Source organism: Xenorhabdus littoralis (assembly GCF_033949345.1).
Classification (GTDB): Bacteria; Pseudomonadota; Gammaproteobacteria; order Enterobacterales; family Enterobacteriaceae; genus Xenorhabdus; species Xenorhabdus littoralis.
Window position 1 is genome coordinate 1 of record NZ_VCDP01000126.1, and the last position, 22,406, is coordinate 22,406.

The 22,406-nt window shown below is 44.6% G+C and carries 18 protein-coding genes; 11 read left to right on the forward strand and 7 right to left on the reverse strand.

The features are described 5' to 3' along the window. Nucleotides 1-395 precede the first annotated feature (395 nt). A complete protein-coding gene (locus tag FE394_RS18245) occupies nt 396-1,295 on the forward strand; it encodes a hypothetical protein (protein ID WP_319927757.1) in 900 nt (299 codons plus the stop codon). A gap of 471 nt (nt 1,296-1,766) precedes the next feature. Next, nucleotides 1,767-2,114, forward strand: a complete 348-nt coding sequence (locus FE394_RS18250; protein ID WP_419836364.1) for a YceK/YidQ family lipoprotein — start codon at nt 1,767-1,769, stop codon at nt 2,112-2,114. Nucleotides 2,115-2,227: 113 nt separating this feature from the next. On the opposite strand, the gene FE394_RS18255 is transcribed toward FE394_RS18250, so the two are convergent. Further along, entirely contained in the window at nt 2,228-3,562 is a 1,335-nt protein-coding gene (locus tag FE394_RS18255; RefSeq protein ID WP_319927759.1) for a YidR family protein, read from the reverse strand. 133 nt (nt 3,563-3,695) lie between these two features. Here FE394_RS18255 and FE394_RS18260 point away from each other — a divergent pair, with 133 nt between their 5' ends. Beyond that, the gene (locus tag FE394_RS18260) at nt 3,696-4,313 is read left to right on the forward strand and encodes a trimeric intracellular cation channel family protein (RefSeq protein ID WP_319927760.1); all 618 of its coding nucleotides are present in this window, start codon (nt 3,696-3,698) and stop codon (nt 4,311-4,313) included. Between the two features lie 82 nt (nt 4,314-4,395). On the opposite strand, the gene ligB is transcribed toward FE394_RS18260, so the two are convergent. After that, nucleotides 4,396-6,111 carry an NAD-dependent DNA ligase LigB gene (gene ligB, locus FE394_RS18265; RefSeq protein WP_319927761.1) on the reverse strand — a complete coding sequence of 572 codons (1,716 nt, stop codon included), beginning with the start codon at nt 6,109-6,111 and terminating at the stop codon, nt 4,396-4,398. Between the two features lie 306 nt (nt 6,112-6,417). Here ligB and gmk point away from each other — a divergent pair, with 306 nt between their 5' ends. From gmk to recG, 5 genes are read left to right on the forward strand one after another with little or no spacing between them, the layout of a single operon-like run. Next, complete coding sequence (gene gmk, locus FE394_RS18270; RefSeq protein WP_319927762.1) at nt 6,418-7,041, forward strand: guanylate kinase; 624 nt, start codon at nt 6,418-6,420, stop codon at nt 7,039-7,041. 54 nt (nt 7,042-7,095) lie between these two features. After that, complete coding sequence (gene rpoZ, locus FE394_RS18275; protein WP_069317599.1) at nt 7,096-7,371, forward strand: DNA-directed RNA polymerase subunit omega; 276 nt, start codon at nt 7,096-7,098, stop codon at nt 7,369-7,371. A gap of 18 nt (nt 7,372-7,389) precedes the next feature. Then, complete coding sequence (gene spoT, locus FE394_RS18280) at nt 7,390-9,504, forward strand: bifunctional GTP diphosphokinase/guanosine-3',5'-bis pyrophosphate 3'-pyrophosphohydrolase (protein WP_319927763.1); 2,115 nt, start codon at nt 7,390-7,392, stop codon at nt 9,502-9,504. Nucleotides 9,505-9,509: 5 nt separating this feature from the next. Next, nucleotides 9,510-10,217 (forward strand): tRNA (guanosine(18)-2'-O)-methyltransferase TrmH, encoded by a 708-nt coding sequence (trmH, locus tag FE394_RS18285; protein ID WP_319927764.1) that lies wholly within the window; start codon nt 9,510-9,512, stop codon nt 10,215-10,217. A gap of 24 nt (nt 10,218-10,241) precedes the next feature. Beyond that, the gene (recG, locus tag FE394_RS18290) at nt 10,242-12,323 is read left to right on the forward strand and encodes an ATP-dependent DNA helicase RecG (protein WP_319927765.1); all 2,082 of its coding nucleotides are present in this window, start codon (nt 10,242-10,244) and stop codon (nt 12,321-12,323) included. A 101-nt stretch (nt 12,324-12,424) separates the two neighbouring features. Here recG and gltS read toward each other — a convergent pair whose 3' ends face one another. Further along, nucleotides 12,425-13,639, reverse strand: a complete 1,215-nt coding sequence (gene gltS, locus FE394_RS18295; RefSeq protein ID WP_319927766.1) for a sodium/glutamate symporter — start codon at nt 13,637-13,639, stop codon at nt 12,425-12,427. A 241-nt stretch (nt 13,640-13,880) separates the two neighbouring features. Between gltS and FE394_RS18300 the strand changes: the two genes are divergently transcribed. Both FE394_RS18300 and FE394_RS18305 read left to right on the forward strand, forming a co-directional pair. Further along, nucleotides 13,881-15,266, forward strand: a complete 1,386-nt coding sequence (locus tag FE394_RS18300; RefSeq protein WP_319927767.1) for a nucleobase:cation symporter-2 family protein — start codon at nt 13,881-13,883, stop codon at nt 15,264-15,266. Nucleotides 15,267-15,480: 214 nt separating this feature from the next. Continuing rightward, nucleotides 15,481-17,295, forward strand: coding sequence for a translocation/assembly module TamB domain-containing protein (locus FE394_RS18305; protein ID WP_319927768.1), 1,815 nt, complete (start codon nt 15,481-15,483; stop codon nt 17,293-17,295). On the opposite strand, the gene fabY is transcribed toward FE394_RS18305, so the two are convergent. From fabY to typA, 4 genes are all read right to left on the reverse strand, one after another. Beyond that, on the reverse strand, nt 17,285-18,208 hold the full coding sequence (gene fabY, locus FE394_RS18310; protein WP_319927769.1) for a fatty acid biosynthesis protein FabY: 924 nt from the start codon (nt 18,206-18,208) through the stop codon (nt 17,285-17,287). The two genes, FE394_RS18305 and fabY, sit on opposite strands and share 11 nt — an antisense overlap. A 113-nt stretch (nt 18,209-18,321) precedes the next feature. Further along, complete coding sequence (gene dtd, locus FE394_RS18315; RefSeq protein WP_319927770.1) at nt 18,322-18,759, reverse strand: D-aminoacyl-tRNA deacylase; 438 nt, start codon at nt 18,757-18,759, stop codon at nt 18,322-18,324. A gap of 75 nt (nt 18,760-18,834) precedes the next feature. Next, a complete protein-coding gene (yihX, locus tag FE394_RS18320) occupies nt 18,835-19,452 on the reverse strand; it encodes a glucose-1-phosphatase (protein ID WP_319927771.1) in 618 nt (205 codons plus the stop codon). Nucleotides 19,453-19,817: 365 nt separating this feature from the next. Then, nucleotides 19,818-21,641 (reverse strand): ribosome-dependent GTPase TypA, encoded by a 1,824-nt coding sequence (gene typA, locus FE394_RS18325; RefSeq protein WP_319927772.1) that lies wholly within the window; start codon nt 21,639-21,641, stop codon nt 19,818-19,820. A 481-nt stretch (nt 21,642-22,122) separates the two neighbouring features. Here typA and FE394_RS18330 point away from each other — a divergent pair. Next, nucleotides 22,123-22,406, forward strand: a 284-nt coding sequence (locus tag FE394_RS18330) for a hypothetical protein (RefSeq protein WP_319927773.1), incomplete at its 3' end; no start/stop codon positions are given.

The following is a 22,406-nucleotide window of genomic DNA, read 5'->3' on the forward strand; positions in this document are numbered from 1 at the left end:
CTAAAGCCATAAAAAAAAGCTCCCTCATTTAGGGGGAGGGAGCAAAATGATAACGAGGACTTTTACCTGCGAACAGGACAGTAGTTATTAGAATCCCAAAAGAATTCTTCACACACACTAGGAAAGGAAAACAATCCTTGTTTATATACCTTCCCTGAACTGTGTCTATTTAACCAGAAAAATATTGATGTAATAGTTTGAATAAGCTGTCTTTTTTAACTTTAAATTGCCTCTACCATCCCAAATTGACTCAAATTGAGGCGTTTCTCCCATATTCTGTGATCTAAAGCACATTTAATTAATCAAGCAAAATTGCTTAAACAGTTTGCAATGATCTCAATCATCAGAATGTCCAAAAAATCACTGCAAAAATCGGGAAATAGAGGATTAGAATAATGGCAAGAATCAATTTCTGGTTATCAAAGTTTTCATGCACTGTTCTCGCTATTTTTTGTGTATTTCCCGTTGCTAACGCGGGAAATTCTGTAACTCTAAAGCTGAGTTTTGACGAATATTCCACACCTCATACAACTCTTCTAATTAATGGTTATCCGGTATATGTGATGATTGATACTGGCTCTGTCATGGGCTTTCATCTTCAAGAATCCCAACTGAAGAAAATAAAAGGTCTCAAAAAAGAACGTACTTATCGTAGTACCGATGCAGCAGGGAAAATTCAGGAAAATATAGAATATCTGGCTGATTCTCTCGACGTGAATGGCCTTAAATTGAGGAACGTAACCGTAATCCCATTTAAACAATGGGGTTTAAAGCTTTCTGACAGGGGCGAATTACCAAATGGTTCTGTTGCAGGTCTCGGTGCGTTTAAAGATAAACTGATAATGCTGGATTTGGTGTCCCATTCGTTAACGATGAGCGATAGTCTTACCAATAACACGCTGGTTCCAAAAGGCTTTCAAGAATTCCCTTTCCATATGTCTTCTGATGGCATGATTTTTGATGTCGAGCAGTCCGGGCACAAATACCACATGATTCTGGATACTGGCGCCACCGTGTCTACGGTTTGGCGTGAGAGACTTAAACCCTATGAACCTGCAAGCTGTCTCATGGTCGACCCGAATATGGATAACAAAGGATGCGAGGCCACTATGCTCACGACTAAATCAAAATCCGGAAATCCCGAGCGTTTTGGCGCGGTTGTTGTTGCCGGAAATTTTAAACACATGGGCAATGTCGATGGTCTTCTGGGGAATAATTTTCTCAGAAACAGGAAGATACTTATGGACTTTAAAAATAAGAAGATTTTTATTTCCGATGAGTACAGAAAAGAATGAGGTGAATTAGAGAATTCAACTCCAAACCGAAATTTAAAAAGCGATACATATAGACGTTATGTATGGATTAATTGGAAAATATAAGTTTTAAACCATACCCTGCATACTTTCACCATTTTTATAAGCAGAATTCTATTTAAGAAAAACTTTTATTCTCTGATAAAAGAACCTGCCTATTAAATAAACCTCAAGTCAGATAAATTCTTTTTATTGTTAATAGGTTAAAGAAAGCAACTATTTCCGATATCTTCCCCAAAAAGTAAACATAAAAACAACGTTAAAATTTCCATTACAAAAAATTATTAAATTTAGCGATAAGTGCTATAGCAAACTGGATACTACCTGACTATAGTAAATAGTATTAAAGAGTAAACAGTATTGAAGGTTTATCTTCACGCTTTGGAAAAGTGGTGTTAAAGAGCAAATTAAGGTTTCTGGACATCGGCAAATTAATTCATTGAGATCATGGAAATGATAAAAAACCGTAAAATACTTCTATTATTATGCACCACATTGGGATGGTTACTTGTTACAGGTTGCTCCAGCATCATGACACATAGCGGCCCCCATCAAGGTTATTATCCCGGTGCAAAAGCCAACATTGAAATGTTGAAAGATGAAAAAACGGGATGGGTTATGAAACCGCTGCTTGCCGTGGATCTTCCGTTTTCTGCCATTCTGGATACACTTCTGCTCCCCTATGATTATTCCCGCAGCGATAAAAATAAAACGGAACAATCTCCTAAACATCGTATTGAACAGCTAGGGAAAACCGACACTACTCTCTCCGAACCACAAATAATCAACAATGACACATAGCATTTATTAATATCTAAAAATAAATGCTATTTATTTCAATACTGTTCATTTCGATACTGTTCATTTCGATACTGTTCATCATCTCGGTAGAAATGAAATGCTATCACCTTATATTATTGGACGTCGCCGGATAATGTCGGACGCCCAATAATATCGGCCGAATCAATGCCTGTTTCGGTTATAAATATCTGTCGATAACCGTCAATATCGCGCATAAAGGCAACATAACGATCATTTGGTGATATCACCACCGCATCCGCAGAAGGAACATGATCAGTACGCTTCGTTAAACGCCGCATTACGCCATTTTCACTGTCACAGAGCATAACGCTATTATCACAAATACAAGCAATGAACCGACTACGGCTATCCCAGCTAAATGCGGATTGTATCCCCTGATAACTATGGGTTATTTGTATTGGCTCCCCACCATTCGGTGAGATATACCATAGCTGGACAATTCCCTGTTCATCTTTCATCAGAAAACAGATTTTATTGCCATCTGGCGATGTTCTTAGCCAATGACGCGGAGCATTCACCACTCCCGGCCAGCGTTTATCATGCGTAAAGGTCAAACGTTTCTGTTTCACTCCCGCAGGCGGTGCTGGCAATGTTGTTTCAGTACCCGCCAAAGACTGGCTTCCCCCAATCCCATAATCTTCATCGCTCTCAGGTAGATCAACAAGATAAATTTCCGGTATTTTTTCACCATTTTCAGCGCGCGTGTCACCAATAAAAGCTAATGCCCAGCGCTGCCACTGACCGTTATCTTTTAGATATCCCCGTTGTCCGATCCACCCCTCTTCATAAGCCCGATTGATATCATCGCTTCCGGGACGTGGATGTGCCGTGGTTTGACTGACAACAACTGAAAAATAGCTGCCATCATATTCTCTCGGATGCTTCTTCGCTGATATTACCGATCTTAAAGGAACTGCCACAGCAACATTACGTAAATCAAGAACCGGATCTAACTCATGCATCACATGGTCGTTATAGGTGAAGCTCAAGCGGCTGCCATCAGGACTGAATACGTGGACGTGTGTGCCACCACGCAAGGCACCTACGGTATAAGGCGGAGTAATATCCATGGCATCAATATTGGTCGCCACATTCGGCTGAGTATCGGAAACAATCACGCCACGACGATGATGAAAATCGTATTGCCACTGCGCATCAGGTTTTTCTGGACCATGAATGAATGCATAGCGAACCGGCTCCTGCTGACTCACCGTTACAACACCTACATGAGCGCCATTTTCTGCCAGATAGATAATTTCTGTTTTTCCATTATCAACATGAATTTTTTCTATCGTTAAGCCAGTAAAAGACGCACCATTGGGACGAACATCGTATACTAACCATTGGCTGTCAGGGGTCCAAACATTTATATTGGTTATCTGATGGCTACGGTTATCGAATGTAATCTGACGTTCCTTAAAGACCATTTTCCTACCTTATTTTGAGAGGTTTCGGATAATAAAAACTAATTTTATTCAAATTTAACTAAAAAAAATCAGGCGAGACGTTATTATTTCAACAGTACTCTTTACCTCTACGTTATTCCATTTGACTAAATTTATGCTACTCAGTGTCCTTTATATCATTGGTATTACGGCTGAAGCCATGACAGGTGCCTTAGCCGCGGGTCGTCGAAAAATGGATGTATTCGGCGTTATTATTATTGCTTCCGTCACGGCCATCGGAGGTGGTACTGTCCGTGATATTATTCTCGGCCATTACCCTCTCGGCTGGGTAAAAAATCCAGAATATATCGTGACCGTTGCCTGTGCTGCCGTGCTCACTATCTGGGTTGCACCCATGATGAAACACCTACGCCGTTTATTCCTCATTCTCGATGCTATTGGTTTAATCGTCTTCTCCATCCTTGGGGCCCAAATCGCGTTAGAGATGCATTACAGCCCTATCATCGCAGCGATTGCTGCCGTCATTACCGGCGTTTTTGGCGGTGTATTGCGCGATATGTTCTGCAATACTATCCCTTTGGTGTTTCAAAAAGAGATTTATGCAGGTGTTTCTTTCGCTGCGGCCTGGCTCTATATCGCTTTATTGCACACTCCTTTGCATCCCAATAGCGTGGTTCTGATTACGCTTATTGCAGGGCTGGCTGCCCGATTGATAGCTATCCGTTATCGTCTCGGTTTACCCATCTTCAATTACGATGGATCAGACCACTGACATGATTTGAACGCCTGGGGCAGCTCCTTGCCCCATATTCCCCGACTTCTTTCACCTTAAATTTCCGCTTAATCTTAAAGTCCTACTTAGCCTTAATTCCCTGTGAAGCTAAAGCATCGATCACCATCTCAATCTCCGGATGGTGTAAAAAAGCCGAGATTTTTTCTTTTTGTTTTGCCGTTAATGAATTCTTCACTCCCGTATCTGATAAATCCGCATCCCACTGCCAACCCATTTTATCCGTAAAACGATTAGCGTAAGGCAGGCCAATAGCCTCACGCCACAATGACAACGGCTGTAACTTTGCCTGCTGGAATTGGGCGAAAATCAATTCGGCCCGCTTAGTTCCAATATTTGCTACTGTCGCGATCTGTTCCTTCTCCAATGACAGCCAATCCGTTAAATTCGTTATCAACCCAGTCGTGACTAAAGCAGACCATGTTCCTTGCCCTACACCTTTTATTTTCAACTTTTCCCCAAGCCATGTCAGACGGGCTATAAACTGTTGCTGACAACGATTGTCCTTAATATTCTCCGCATCGTTTGTATGGCTGAGTGTCAGGCAGCTAAGAAAATGATAATCCTGCTCACCGGGCAACTGGATATCCGGACGTTCAGCAATACGCCACACCACCTTATCGAGTTTAGGTATACCATGTCCTGCCAGTGCTACCGTGATTTTATCCCCCGGATAAACATTCCACTGCTTCCAACGTTTGGCAGAACCGATATTGATACGACTAACCTGCCGATCATCAACCTTGACTTTCTCCAGCTCTAATACAACGGATATTCTTCCTGTTCGCCCTATCGTGAAATTCACATTTTTTACGGTTGTTAATTGCTGCCGTAATGGGTATTTCCATGCAACAGCCCAACTGTTTGATCCTGCTTGCCACTGTCGGCCTGTAGGTTCGATTTCCTGTCGCAGAACAACACCATCCGTAGCAAAAGGCAGAGATTGGGTAAAATAATCTTTCCATCTTTTTTCGGCGTCTTCTGCGGTGGTAATAGGATGGCTATATTGCTGCGCGATAGGGAATCCCATTGATGCCAATCGCGCCAGTTTAACTGCCATTTCACTTGGCCCATCCGGCCAGCCCCAGATAAATACGCCAATTTGCTTAAGCTCTGGTGCGGGTATCTTGCGCATCATCAATCCCGCCACCTTGCTACGCAATCCCTGACTTCCCGCAACAAATTGCCGGTGATGTTCCTGCTGCCAGAAAAGCTCACCCTGCAATACCAAATATTCCGGAGCATTTTTTATCTGCTTAGGAATACCGGGAATAAATGAGCTTTTATCCATCCAGTTTGTTCCCTCTTTACTATCGCCACGGCTGATTAGCCTCACTAACTGGCCTTTCTCATAAACTAACGTTACCGCAACACCATCAATTTTAGGTTGTAGCCAAACGCCTTTTCGCCCCTGCAACCATTGCCGGATTTCCTGCACCTCTTTCAGCTTATTCAATCCGGTATGCTGGACAGGATGAGGCTGTTTTCCCTCCCCTGATACAGCAACAGCAAAAGCGTTGTCTTGCTCCTGATTTAAACACCCTTGCCAAAGAGTCAGGGTTTCCAATAATTGATCATAGATTTCATCATCTATTTCACTGATGCCCTGTTGGCGATAAAGATGATCCCATTTCGTCATCTGTTGTGTCAGGTGTTTGATTTCATGCCGGAGTTTGTCTTGCGGCCATATGGAACAATTCACCTTATCGGCGAATGCCATGGGCATTCCGGCCAGCAGTATCCAGACGGTGATAAGAAAACTGATGAGAAAATTAAGCATCCTTGCTCCTTAAGCTCCTAAAACACGAGCAAAGAATAAAAAACAGGATGACTTTTACCAAGATGGAAAAGAAAGGTTTGCGAAGCGTTTCGAAAAATAAATGCCGGATTTCTGCAACCATTTATTTTTCCTGAAATTGTTTCGCAAAATATTCCGTTAACCTCAGTTTGTTAAGAAAAAATTTTGTTGAAATGTCCGTTGGCATGTATTGTAACGCTGCATGGATTAACGTATCCGTGTATACTATGTGGGATTTTATATTCCTGCGCTTGCATTTATTTATACCCAATCAGTCAAGAAATCATCATGAACCAAGGAACGTTATATATTGTTTCTGCGCCGAGTGGAGCAGGCAAATCAAGCCTTATTCAGGCTTTATTAAAAACTCAGCCTTTGTATGACACTCAGGTTTCTGTTTCACATACAACACGCCAAGCTCGTCCGGGCGAAAATCATGGTGAACATTATTTTTTCGTCACAGTAGATGAATTTCAAAATATGATCAGCCATGATGAGTTTTTGGAATATGCCTGTGTTTTTGGTAACTATTACGGCACATCCCGAAAAGTCATCGAAGATACACTCGCCAGTGGCGTTGATGTTTTTCTTGATATTGACTGGCAAGGTGCACAGCAAATCCGTCAGAAAATGCCAGCAGCCCGCAGCATTTTCATTCTTCCGCCATCCAAGGAAGAATTACTCCGCCGCCTGCGCGGACGTGGTCAGGATAGCGAAGAGATTATTGCCAAACGAATGGCTCAAGCTATCGCGGAGATGGAACATTACAACGAATATGATTACGTCATCATCAATGACGATTTCAATACGGCTCTGGCCGATTTACAATCTATTATTCGTTCAGAACGTCTACGATTAGATCGTCAGACCCAGCGGCATGATGCCTTAATCAGCAAATTATTGGCAGACTGAACCAAGTTTCAGTATTATGCCCAGTCATTTATTTATCTCTGGAGTAGCACACATATGGCACGCGTAACTGTTCAAGACGCAGTAGAAAAAATTGGTAACCGTTTTGACTTGGTGTTGGTCGCTGCTCGCCGAGCACGCCAATTGCAATCAGGTGGTAAAGATCCTCTCGTTCCAGAAGAAAACGATAAGATGACTGTTATCGCTCTGCGTGAAATCGAGCAAGGCCTCATCAACAACAAAATTCTTGATGTTCGTGAACGCCAGGAACAGCAAGAACAAGATGCCGCAGAAATCAAAGCCGTTTCTGCTATCGCTGAAGGTCGTCGTTAATTTTACGGTAGGTCTGCCTTGTACCTGTTTGAAAGCCTGAATCAGCTGGTTCTGAAATATTTGCCTGAAGATCAAATCGATCTCCTTAAGCAGGCCTATGCTGTTGCGAGGGATGCCCACGAAGGGCAAACCCGCTCCAGCGGTGAGCCGTATATCACTCATCCGGTCGCTGTTTCTTGTATTCTGGCTGAAATGCGCCTTGATCATGAAACACTCATGGCAGCACTTCTGCATGATGTCATTGAAGATACTCCTGCGACATTTCAGGATATAGAACAGTTATTTGGTACTACTGTCGCCGGATTAGTGGAAGGTGTATCCAAACTGGATAAGCTGAACTTCCGTGACAAAAAGGAAGCTCAGGCTGAAAACTTCCGCAAAATGATCATGGCAATGGTGCAGGATATCCGCGTCATTTTGATCAAACTGGCAGACCGAACGCATAATATGCGAACACTTGGCTCCCTGCGCCCCGATAAACGGCGGCGCATTGCCAGGGAAACGCTGGAAATTTATAGCCCGCTGGCTCACCGTCTGGGTATTCATCACCTGAAAACGGAGCTGGAGGAGCTTGGGTTTGAAGCCCTTTATCCCAACCGTTACCGCGTGATTAAAGAGGTTGTTAAAGCCGCCCGTGGTAATCGTAAAGAGATGATCCAGAAAATTCTGTCCGAAATTGAAGGCAGATTAACGGATGCAGGCATTGAATGTACTGTCAGCGGCCGCGAAAAACATCTTTATTCCATCTATCGCAAGATGCACCTGAAAGAACAGCGTTTTCATTCCATCATGGATATTTACGCTTTTCGTGTCATCGTCAACAATCTTGATACCTGTTATCGAGTATTGGGGCAAATGCACAGTTTATATAAACCACGCCCCGGCAGAGTAAAAGATTACATCGCCATCCCCAAAGCCAACGGTTATCAATCCCTGCATACTTCTCTTATTGGCCCTCATGGTGTACCTGTTGAAATCCAGATCCGTACCGAAGATATGGATCAGATGGCGGAAATGGGGGTTGCAGCGCACTGGGCCTATAAAGAGCAAGGCGAATCCGGTACGACGGCACAAGTCCGCGCTCAACGCTGGATGCAGAGCTTACTGGAGCTTCAGCAAAGTGCCGGAAGTTCTTTTGAATTTATTGAGAGCGTAAAATCTGATTTGTTCCCCGATGAGATTTACGTTTTTACACCTGAAGGGCGGATTGTTGAGTTACCGGCTGGCGCGACTCCGGTCGACTTTGCCTATGCCGTTCATACTGATATCGGTCATGCCTGCGTCGGCGCCCGCGTTGATCGGCTGCCTTATCCTCTCTCACAAACTCTCAGCAGTGGGCAAACTGTCGAAATCATTACCGCACCAGGTGCTCGTCCGAATGCAGCCTGGCTGAATTTTGTCGTCAGTTCCAAGGCCAGAGCCAAAATACGCCAGTTATTGAAAAATCTGAAACGTGATGATTCCATTGGTTTGGGACGTCGCCTGCTCAACCATGCTCTTGGCAATGGAACGAAAATTGTCGATATTCCGCAGGAAAATATCAACAAAGAGCTGGTAAGAATGAAGCTCGTCACGTTGGATGATTTACTGGCTGAAATTGGTCTGGGCAATGCCATGAGCGTGGTTGTTGCCCGGAATTTATTACTCGGTTCAACGGAAAAAGTGCCAAACAACAACGGTAATACTGCCCGTAAGCTGCCTATCAAAGGGGCTGATGGCATTCTTATCACCTTTGCCAAATGCTGCCGTCCAATTCCGGGTGATCCCATTATTGCCCACATCAGTCCGGGGAAAGGTTTGGTGATCCATCACGAATCCTGCCGCAATATCCGTGGATATCAGAAAGAACCGGAAAAATTCATGCCTGTCGAATGGGACAAAGATATCAATAACGATTTTACTGCCGAAATCAAAGTTGATATGTTTAACCATCAGGGCGCACTGGCAAATCTGACCGCAGCCATCAATGATGCAAACTCCAGTATTCAAAGCATGAATACAGAGGAAAAAGATGGTCGCGTTTATTGTGCTTTCATCAGGCTGACGACCAAAGACCGTATCCAGCTGGCGAATATCATGCGTAAGATACGTGTCATGCCAGATGTTATGCGAGTCAGCCGTAACCGAAACTAAAGGTTATGAATCCTAAACGTTACGCACGTATTTGCCAGATGATGGCAATGCGTCAACCTGACCTGACGATTTGTTTAGAAGAAGTCCATAAGCCCCATAACGTATCCGCCGTCATTCGTACAGCGGATGCGGTCGGTATCCACCAAATCCACGCCATCTGGCCTACCCAACAATTAAGAACTCAGCTTTCTTCTGCTGCCGGCAGTAACAGTTGGATTGAAGTGAAGACGCACTCCACAGTTGAACAAGCGATTCAACAATTTAAATCCGACGGAATGCAAGTGTTGGCAACCCACCTTTCGGATAAAGCCGTCGATTTCCGCCAAATTGATTACACTAAACCTACCTGCATCATTATGGGGCAGGAAAAGAAAGGGATTTCAAAGCAAGCCATCGCATTGGCGGATCATGACATCATCATTCCGATGGCAGGAATGGTGCAATCATTGAATGTCTCAGTCGCATCTGCATTGATTTTGTATGAAGCGCAACGACAGCGCCAACTGGCTGGCATGTATCAACGGGAAGAAAGCACACTGTCCGAAGAAGAACAGCAAAAACTGCTTTTCGAAGGAGGTTATCCCGTTTTGGCGGCGGTTTCTCGTCGTAAAGGATTAAAGCAGCCAGTAATTGATCAACAAGGGCAAATCATCGCAAGTGAATCGTGGTGGGCAGCAATGCAGGCAACGTCTGCGCCATCAACAAGGAAATAATCTCACAGACGGAGACGATATCGCATGAAAGGCCAATTACTTGATGCCATCCCCTTGACTACCCTGCGCGGTGTCGGTGCCAGTCAGGTTACTAAACTCGCCAAATTGGGGTTGGTCAATCTACAGGATTTGTTGCTGCATCTCCCCCTCCGCTATGAAGACCAAACACGGCTATATACCATCAATGAGCTGCTGTCCGGCATTTATGCGACGGTCACGGGCGAAGTATTGCGCACAAATGTGGCTTTTGGTCGCCGACGCATCATGACCTGCCAAATCAGCGATGGAACCGGCATATTGACTCTGCGTTTTTTCAATTTCACCGCTGCAATGAAAAATAATTTGGCGGAAGGGAAACATGTTATTGCCTATGGAGAAATCCGCCGTGGGAATCAAGGGCCGGAGATTATTCATCCTGAATATAAAGTCCAGCAACATGCTAACCGTATTCAGTTACAAGATACGTTAACCCCCATCTATCCGACAACAGAGGGTGTACGCCAAACAACACTGCGTAAGTTGATCGAACAGGCTCTGGAGATACTGGATACCTGTGCCGTGAATGAATTACTACCAGAAGAATTCAGCCGGAATATTGTCAGCCTGCCCAATGCATTGCACACGTTGCACCGTCCCCCGCCTGATATCTCTCTGACTGATTTGGAAAATGGCCGACATCCGGCTCAACGCAGATTGATTCTGGAAGAGTTGCTGGCACACCATTTAAGTATGCTGGCAGTCAGGGCTGGAGCTCAGCGTTTTTACGCTCAGCCACTCACAGCGGATAATTCATTAAAACAGCAGCTGCTAAGCCAGTTACCCTTCTCACCAACAGGCGCTCAAACCCGCGTCGTTGCAGAAATAGAACACGATCTGGAAAAAAATGTTCCCATGATGCGTTTGATTCAGGGGGATGTGGGATCGGGTAAAACGCTGGTGGCGGCGCTTGCGGCAGTTCGCGCTATTGTTCACGGCAAACAAGTTGCATTGATGGCTCCCACTGAACTACTGACGGAACAACATGCCAATACTTTTCGTCAATGGCTTGAACCGCTCGGAATTCAAGTCGGCTGGCTGGCTGGCAAACAGAAAGGTAAAGCGCGTCAGACACAACAAGAGGCGATTGCGAGTGGTCAGGTGGGCATGGTCGTCGGCACTCATGCAATGTTTCAGGAACAGGTTAAATTCGCGGGACTAGCACTGGTTATCATTGATGAACAGCATCGATTCGGGGTTCACCAGCGTCTGGCGTTATGGGAAAAAGGCCGGGAGCAAGGCTTTCATCCCCATCAATTGATCATGACAGCGACGCCCATTCCGCGCACATTGGCAATGACCGCCTATGCGGATTTGGATACATCCATCATTGATGAATTACCACCGGGACGAACACCCGTAACAACCGTTGCTATCCCGGATACCCGCCGGAACGATATTATCCAACGAATCAAAAACGCCTGTTTGGATGAAGGACGTCAAGCCTATTGGGTATGTACTCTGATCGAAGATTCTGAGGTGCTGGAAGCCCAAGCTGCGCAAGCGACCAGTGAAGAACTGGCACTGGCATTGCCTGAACTGAAAATCGGCTTAGTACATGGCAGAATGAAACCGGCAGAAAAGCAGAGCATCATGGAGGCGTTCAAGCAGGGTGAATTACAATTGCTGGTTGCTACCACAGTGATTGAAGTCGGTGTCGATGTGCCCAATGCCAGCCTGATGATCATCGACAATCCTGAGCGGCTGGGATTGGCCCAGTTGCACCAGCTTCGCGGGCGTGTCGGGCGTGGAGCCATTGCTTCACATTGCGTCCTGCTCTATAAAACTCCGTTAACCAATACGGCCAAAATACGCCTGCAAGTTTTGCGGGACAGTAACGATGGTTTTGTGATTGCCCAGAAAGATCTGGAAATTCGCGGACCGGGAGAATTACTTGGCACACGCCAAACGGGTAATGCAGAGTTCAGGATTGCGGACTTATTGCGTGATCAAAGTATGTTACCTGAGGTTCAGCGTATTGCCCGTTATATCCACCAGCACTACCCTGAACATGCTAAAGCACTCATTGAGCGCTGGCTACCGGATCGTTCGCAATATAGTCACGCCTAGTGGCCATGAAAATTCAATGAATCAATAAATAAAAAAATGCCGCTGAAATATCTCAGCGGCATATTTAGCCTGATTATCAGGCTATCCATAAACGTACCGAATTAACCTGCTACAGATGGAAATACCGGTAATAACAGATACAACTTGATGACAGCAGCATTAACAATATCTATAAAGAATGCTCCGACCATTGGCACGAGCAAGAATGCCACGTGAGATGGCCCAAAACGGTCAGTAATCGCCTGCATATTCGCGATAGCCGTTGGCGTCGCCCCCAAGCCAAAACCACAGTGACCAGCTGACAATATCGCTGCATCGTAATTCTTACCCATCACCCGGTAAGTGACGAAAACAGCATACAGTGCCATCACTACTGCTTGTACAGAAAGAATTACCAACATCGGCAATGCAAGGGAAGACAACTGCCACAGTTTTAAACTCATCAATGCCATCGCAAGGAACAGAGACAGGCTGACATTACCCAATATTGAAACCGCTCGATCAAATACCCGGTAAAAACCAAGCAAAGACAGACCATTGCTGAGAATTACCCCAATAAACAGGACACACACAAATGTCGGTAATTCAAAGCTAGTGCCTTCCAACTGTTTTTCAACAAAGCTACCCGCCAACAAACAAATGGAAATCATCGCAATGGTTTCCAACATCACCAGGGGCGTGATAAGACGACCAGTATAAGGTTTCTCAAATGCGGTCGGGATCTCATTATCATCAGCACCTAATCCCGGTGTTTTGGTATTTCTTACCAAGAAGCGAGCAACCGGGCCACCGATCAATCCACCCAACACCAGACCAAATGTCGCGCAGGCCATTGCCACTTCTGTCGCATTCTCAAAGCCATAGCGCTCAGAGAAAACTTTCCCCCAGGCAGCACCGGTTCCGTGTCCACCAGAAAGAGTAATAGAACCCGCCAGCAGTCCCATTAATGGGTCAAGACCAAGCATTTTCGCCAATACAATACCTACGGTGTTTTGTACCAATAACAGGCCAACAACAACGAAGACAAAAAGCATCAGAAGTTTTCCGCCCGCTCTCAGGCTGGAAAGGTTAGCGTTCAGGCCAATTGTGGCAAAGAACGTCAACATCAGGGGTTCTGTTAGAGATGAGTTAAAACTGACTTCCCAACCCGTGGCTTGTTTCACCGCCAATAAAACTAAGGCGACCAATAATCCGCCCGCGACGGGTTCAGGGATTGTATATTTTCCGAGAAACGGGACTGTTTGTACGAATTTTCTTCCTAGTAGCAAAACAAGTGTGGCAGCAACCAGCGTGCCATAAATATCCAAATGATACATTTATGTACCCATCCATTGTTAATATTATGTGAATTTAATGTGACGCTATAATCATCCTATAAAAACGCCAAGAGCAGGTAGGGTTCGGATTAGAAAGAAAATCATTAATAAATACAAGTTAAAACATTTAAAAATGTGACGAAATTAAGCCGTTTATAATAAGGAGAATTGAACGCAATCGATTGCTTTAATGATGGAGATCATTAAAATGTGTTGTTTTGTCCATCTGGAATTTCATAACATGGCCAGTTCAGCCCATGAGTCCAATTCATCAGCGCTTTCCGCCAAATCAGACAATGAATTGCTCTATCGCCTCGAAGATAAACCCCCTCTCCCGCATGCTCTATTTGCTGCGTGCCAACATTTACTGGCAATGTTCGTTGCTGTTATTACTCCGGCAATGTTGATTTGTCAGGCTCTCGGGCTTCCTGAGCAAGATACACAACGCATTATTAGTATGTCCCTGTTCGCCTCAGGCTTGGCATCACTTATTCAAATCCGCTCTTGGGGACCTATTGGTTCTGGCTTGCTGTCAATTCAGGGCACCAGCTTTAATTTCGTTGCTCCTCTGATTATGGGGGGATTGGCGCTGAAAAATGGGGGAGCTGATATTCCAACCATGATGGCCGCTCTATTCGGTACGCTGATGATCGCCTCAACAACCGAAATACTGCTCTCCCGTATCCTGCATTTAGCAAGCAAGGTTATTACGCCTCTGGTATCCGGTATCGTGGTAATGATTATCGGGCTGTCGCTAATTCAGGTCGGATTAACCTCGATTGGCGGTGGTTATTCGGCTATTCAAAACGGGACTTTTGGTGCCTCTGAGAATCTTCTGTTAGCGGGGATTGTCCTTGCCGTTATCGTGCTGCTGAATCGCCAAAAAAATCCTTACTTGCGCGTCGCTTCTCTGGTTATCGCCATGACAGTAGGCTATTTGGCGGCCTGGTATATGGACATGCTCCCCCGCCCGACGCCAACAGAAGAAACACCGATCATCACAATTCCTTCACCACTCTATTACGGTCTCTCTTTTGACTGGAATTTGCTTATCCCGCTTATTCTTATTTTTATGGTGACATCACTGGAAACCATTGGCGATATCACAGCAACTTCTGATGTTTCAGAACAACCCGTCAGTGGTCCGCTATATATGAAACGCATTAAGGGGGGTGTGCTGGCAAACGGCCTCAACTCGATGATCTCAGCAGTATTCAATACCTTTCCCAATTCCTGTTTTGGTCAAAATAATGGTGTCATCCAACTGACTGGTGTTGCCAGCCGCTATGTCGGTTATCTTATTGCCTCCATGCTGATTCTGTTGGGATTGTTTCCCGCAGTGGCAGGTTTTGTGCAACATATTCCCGAACCTGTTCTGGGAGGTGCTACGATTGTTATGTTTGGTACTATCGCCGCCTCTGGCATCAGGATCGTTTCCCGAGAACCACTGAATCGCCGGGCAATTATGATCATCGCATTGTCATTGGCGGTGGGTTTAGGTGTCTCCCAACAACCGCTGATTTTGCAGTTTGCGCCTGACTGGATGAAAAACTTACTCTCTTCAGGAATTGCTGCGGGTGGCCTGACAGCTATTCTGCTTAATCTGATTTTCCCCCAAGAAAAATAACCCATAAATTTAAGCCATTTTTATCCCTCCCGCTTTATCTGCGGGAGTTTTCTTTTTTACATTCTTACATTCATTCTGCGTATCTATTCGCAATATCAACACTCCCCTTATCAAAAATACATAAATTGATACTTTTACCTGTATCGCCTATTGAGTGCCTATTCATTTTGCGGCATAAAAGGGTTTCTGTTAGGGAGCTTATTGAGGTGAAGTCATGAGGTGGTTAGGAAAGTTTTTTGTTACTCTTTTATTGTTGCTGGTTCTGGCGATTATCGTCATCTATGTTGTTATTCAGACACATTGGGGAGCAAAACAATTAAGCCAATGGTTCAGTAAACAAGGACATTATCAAGTCAGTATTGAAAGTATTGACCATAACTGGCTGCAACCTGCCACAGTGATGTTAAATCGTGTGGAAGTCCGTGATAAACAGAGTCCTTTTTTACTTAATGTCAAAACCATCAATCTTGATTTCAAATGGCAACATTTGCTGACACCCCGGAATCTCCATCGCCTGACATTGCAACAAGGAACATTAACGCTATCTGGCAACCAATTTCCACCGCCCCTTAAAGCAGATATTTTACAGCTGGATCAAATGGACATTCAGTTGAATAATCCCAATACACATATTCAGGGAAAAAATATCACCGGAGGAATTACACCTTGGGAGCCTACTGCGGAAAGCCCGTTTGGTAATGGGCAATATCAATTCAGCGCCAATACGATCCTTTTAAAGGGTATTCCTGTTGAAAATGTCATAATGCAAGGCAACTACCATAATAAAATCCTCGCTATCGACTCTTTTGGCGCAACATTTTTGCACGGTGCTGTTTCTGGCGATGGCCAGCGATTAGCTGACGGCAGTTGGCAGTGGAATAATCTGTTGGTCAGCGATATTCGCTGGCAATCACCCATGACACTGAACACATTGAAGGAAAAAATCAACCACCTTCCCGCTATTTATGTCAAAGATCTCAATATCACCAATGCCAAACTGCAAGGACGCAACTGGTCTGTCGATTATCTGGATAGCACCATCAAGAATGTGGGGCTGGTCAGTGGCAGTTGGAACGCTGGGGACGGGTTGATTGATTTTAATGCCATGGACATAACGTTCAATAACGAAAAGTTCAGCGATACTCTCGGAAAGTTCCGTTTTTCTGGTGATACTTTTACCATTGCTAATCTGACAACCCATTATCAAAAAGGATTGTTTAATATTCAATCTGAATGGGATCGTAAAACCCGTCAATTGACTCTAAAAAATAGTTCTGTCACCGGGCTGCTTTATATTCTGCCACCAACCTGGCTCAATGATTTCAGAAAGGCCGCACCAGAATGGATTTCAGGGTTAAAATTAAATGACATTACCCTCAATAATACATTGCTGATTGATCCCAATCCTGACTTCCCATTTCAGTTAACTACGCTTTCGGGTCATATTGACACCATGGATATTTTAAAAAATGGCCATTGGGGATTGTGGAATGGTCAGGCATCTTTGCAAGCCTCCGGCGGGACATTTAATAAAATTGAAATTATCCGTCCTTACCTGCAACTACACGCTATAAATGACAAAATAACCATTGATAAATTAAATGCTTTCTCAGGCGACGGTCTATTACAAATTACCGGCACAGCAGAACAACAAATTTCCCAAACTCCTTTTAACCTCAGTTTCCGGGGGATGAAGGCGGATTTGAATATCTTGCCACAATGGGGTTGGAGACCACTCGATATTCAAGGAGAAGGCAATTTCTCGCTCTCTATCACTGGTGATCTCTCCGCTAATGACATTAAGGAAACAATCAAGGGCACACTGGATGCAGACAATAAAGCATCCGACAAAGAGTCACAATCTATTGAGCAAGGTTTGATTTCAACAAGTCGCTGCCCGCCAAAAGCGAACTCTTCTGCCGACCTTTCCGGAGAGCATCCTTCCCCGAATAGTGCAACGATTGATAGCTCAGCAACAGGCGCTCCCCCGACAACAGAGAAGCAAACCTGCGCCAAGCTCAAGCTATAGCTGTGGCAAAACGTTCGGGAGGCATGACGATATAAGTACCGGTGAACACGCTGCCGACGCCGTGTTCACCGCTAACCTGCACTTCCAGTTTAACCCGCGCTTTACTGCCTCGGGCAAGACGAGCCAGATCACCGCTCATGTTATTGAAATCCGCCGTTGCACTGGGGCGCCCTATGATTGGCTGTCGATAACGAATATTGGCATCCACCAGAATAATGTCACCACCCAATTGGCGCTCCTGTAGCAACAACCAAATCAATCCCCACGCCGTTAACGTGGCCTGCGAGAAAAGACTGCCCGCAAAAATAGTATGATGTGGATTCTGGTTTCCGGCTTCAGGCATCGTTGTAATAAAACGCTGACCGGTATATTGCGTGATCCGCAGCCCCATTTTTTCACTCAAAGGAATGTGCTTATGCCAGGCTTGTTGTAATTCTGCGCACCAGTCAGGACGATGCAGAATATCATCAAGGCTCATGATCGGTTTGATCATCAGAAAATGGTTAATCGGTGTCGTCTTGGCACCATTGATTAATCCCCGGTTTTGAAAGCCCAATTTATCGAAGAAATCAACAGCGTCTTCCCGTGCACTGCAAACTACCCTTTTTACCCCTTCCTGTCTGGCGACAGACTCCAGTGCCATCGCAATCAGTGTGCCCAAGCCTTTCCGCTGCACATTGGGATGAACAGCCAGAAAACGAATGGCACCCTCGCTGTCCGCATTGATATACAAGCGTCCGACAGCAACCGGATTACCATGTTCATCCACCACCATTTGATGATGAGCTACAGAATCATAACCATCTTTTTCTGAACCAATAGGCTGATGAAGCGGCTTACGCAACATCTCCCAACGAAATTGGTAATAGGTTTCCAACTCTTGTTCTGTTTGAGGTACTCTCAGGTGGTACATAGAAATAGCCCCTTCTCTTGTGTGTTGTCATGTGTAGTCGGGGAAACGGATGCTGCACACGGTGGATTATTTTATTATTTTAATCATCAATCCATTGGATAATCCCACTCATATCATACTTGTAACCAGAAGGTCACCGGCCCGTCATTGGTCAGACTGACCTTCATATCTGCGGCAAATTTCCCCGTTTCTGTTTTTACACCAGTTACGCGGCATTGTTCAACAAAATAGCGATAAAGTTCATCCGCTTTTTCAGGTTCAGCCCCACCAGAAAAACTAGGTCTTAAGCCTTTCTGAGTATCTGCGGCCAATGTAAATTGGGATACAACCAGTAAACTACCTTGAGCCTGCTGAACATTCCGGTTCATTTTTCCCTGCTCATCACTAAATACTCGATACCCGATTACTTTTTCGCATAAGCGCTGTACTTTTTGTGGGTTATCGTCTTTTTCAACCCCCAATAACACCAGCAGTCCTTGTCCAATTTCCCCGGTAGTTTCACCTTCAACAACAACCTTTGCCTGTGTTACACGCTGAATTAATGCGATCATTTTTTTACCTATAATCCTTGCCCGGTCAGGGCAAGGAGAGTGGAGGAAAACATCTCCCGCAATGGGCGGGAGATGTTAAGTGTCTGTGGGAAGTGAGAAATTATGTGCCTTAAAGTAATCGGGAATGACGTTCCTGCCAGCCACATGAATAGCATTGATACCTGATTTTTTCGCCGCTTCAACGTTTTCTAAAACATCATCAAAAAATATGGACTGATCTTCCATTACACCCTCTTTATCAAGTACATATTTAAAAATATCAGGTTCTGGTTTACGCATACCCAGATCCTGGGATAAATAAAGAAAGTCGACTGAAGCTGCAATTTCAGGGTAATGAACTGGCCAGTAATCAAAATGCAGACGGTTCGTATTTGACAGCACAACCACGCGATGGCCCTGCTCACGCAATTTATTCATTAACTCAATAACTTCCTGCCTGACATCAATAAAAATTGCATGCCAGCCTTCCGCAAACTGCTCAAAACTGAGTGAGACTTCCATTTCATCACACATCATTTCTGCAAATTCACTGTCACTGATTTGCCCCCGCTCATGTTTTTCAAAGGTTTCTCCCAATGAAAATTTCGGGCTCAGTGTTGCCAGTGGTGTCCCGCTCAAATTGCTCCAGACAGCCAGTACTCTTTTAAAATCAATATCAATAATCACATTACCCATATCGAAAATATACAGCATAATCCCCCCTGACTGATGCTCACCGTTTGCTACTTTTAGCATAATTTTGTTAAGAAAAAAGGATAAGTCGACAAAAAAACGAGCGAATAAATTTTTGATGAGTCATTGTTGATGAGAAGCTGTTGATACATAACTGTTGATACATAACTGTTGATGAATCGCTGTTGATAAATAGCTTGTTGCGTGTAATGAATAGCTGTTGAAGAGTAAATGAGTGTGCGGACAGATTATTGAGAATGAATAAAAAGGATTACTGAAACTGAATGGAAGAAATTATTGACAGGAATATCATAAAAAACTCAGGGTGCCGAAACACCCTAAGCTATACATCTTCAATCTGTCACATGCAATGTGACGCAGAGATATTAAGCGTCTTTGCTACGATTTGCGCGACGACGATCATTTTCAGTCAAATGACGTTTACGCAGGCGAATTGACTGCGGAGTCACTTCAACCAGTTCGTCGTCATCGATAAACTCCAGCGCCTGCTCCAACGTTTTCTTGATATGTGGAGACAGCGTTGTCGCTTCATCCGTTCCTGATGCACGAACGTTGGTCAGTTTCTTACCCGTCAGACAGTTAACTGTCAGGTCGTTAGAACGTGAGTGAATACCGATGAGCTGGCCTTCATACACTTCAGTACCGTGACCAAGAAGCAATTTACCACGCTCCTGCAAGCTGTACAGTGCGTAAGCAACTGCTTTACCCTGACCATTAGAGATCAGTACACCATTCTGGCGACGACCAATCTCGCCCGGGCGGACGTCATCATAGTGGCTGAATGTTGCGTACAGCAGACCCGTACCCGAAGTCATCGTCATGAACTCAGTACGGAAACCGATCAGACCACGGCTTGGGATCACGTAATCAAGACGAACACGGCCTTTGCTATCTGGCAGCATGTCACGCATTTCACCTTTACGCTCACCCAGAGCCTGCATCACATCGCCCTGATGCTGTTCTTCGATATCCAGAGTTACCTGCTCGAAAGGCTCCTGCTTACGGCCATCAATTTCACGGACGATAACTTTTGGACGGGAAACCCCCAGCTCAAAACCTTCACGACGCATATTTTCAATCAGAACGGACAAGTGCAGCTCACCACGACCCGATACACGGAATGCATCTGGATCTTCGGTTTCCTCGACACGCAGTGCAACGTTGTGAACCAATTCTTTTCTCAGACGATCAAGGATCTGACGAGAAGTCACATATTTACCTTCACGACCACAGAATGGGGAGGTATTTACGCAGAAGTACATGCTAACGGTAGGCTCATCAACCGCCAGTGCCGGCAATGCTTCAACCGCAGTGACGTCACACAGGGTATCGGAGATGTTCAGATCACCCAAACCGGTAATCGCGATGATATCACCCGCTTCCACCTTATCAGACTCAATGCGATCCAATCCCAGATGACTGTAGACTTTACCCACTTTACCGTTACGAGTTTTACCTTCGCTGTCGATAAGAGTAATGTTCTGGTTTGGTTTTACCGAACCGCGTTTGATACGACCGATGCCGATAACACCAACATAGTTGTTGTAATCAAGCTGAGAAATTTGCATCTGGAATGGGCCATCCAGATCAACCTTAGGTGACTCAACATGATCAACGATTGCCTGATACAGCGGAGTCATGTCTTCAGCCATCTCAGTATGCTCGTTACCTGCAATTCCCATCAGCGCAGAAGCATAAACGATAGGGAAATCCAACTGCTCATCAGTCGCGCCAAGGTTTACGAACAGGTCAAATACCTGATCCACAACCCAGTCTGGACGAGCGCCCGGACGGTCAACCTTGTTGATAACCACGATAGGCTTCAGGCCATGAGCAAACGCTTTCTGAGTTACAAAGCGAGTCTGTGGCATCGGGCCATCCATCGCATCAACCAGCAGCAGAACACTGTCTACCATTGACATTACACGCTCAACCTCACCACCAAAATCGGCGTGGCCCGGGGTGTCTACGATATTGATACGGTAATCATTCCATTTAATGGCAGTATTTTTCGCGAGGATGGTGATACCACGTTCTTTTTCCAGGTCATTGGAATCCATCACACGCTCAGTTGTTGCAGCACGCTCACCGAAAGTACCAGACTGTTGCAGGAGTTTATCAACCAGAGTGGTTTTGCCATGGTCGACGTGAGCGATGATGGCGATATTTCTTAAGTTATTAATTGACAAGTATTTTTACCGTTTTATCTATCTGAGGAATTGTCAGGACAGATGCAATATGGCGGACCGCCACTACACCACCCAACATAAATATGCTGCTATTTTACACGTTATAGCTACAGAGTGAAATAAATGTGAGATGTATCACCTTAGATAGTTTGTCGCAGGGGGAAAAGAGGCTGATGGGGGGCGTTTTGGATACACCAGTAATCTGCTCTGCTGTTGTTAGAAAAACCTCATCCCGAAAAACGTGATCAGCCTCCCTCTTGAAGGGATTAGTTTTATCGGATTGAATTGAGTTACTACCCCTCTACCTAATTTATATCCCATAAATATCGGGTGATAACTTTTATCTATCAGCCAATAACTATTCTTCATCGCATAATCCACAGCGCTTTCTAAGATATGAAATTAGGGGAATAGCCTCATTTTTATGAGTTAGTCTCAAAAATGAGATAGTAAATAATAATTTTTTCTGAGGTGCTCTTATATGTCTTCATATATTAGTAAGGCCATTGTTTTTTTTGCTGTCATTTACTCGTTACTGCTACCGTCTACAATGATGAATGCCTTTGCAGAGGGGCACCTGACAACTAATAAAATAGATGCTCAACAAACAGATAATAAAAAAAATATAGATTTTAGCGCTAACGGGTCAAGTAAAAGATTTTTGAATTCAAATGCCAATAAAGAAAATGATTTGAATAAAAACAATGAATCCTCAGAATCTGGGACACCCAATGTGATCGCCAGCAATATCCAGACTGTCAGCAA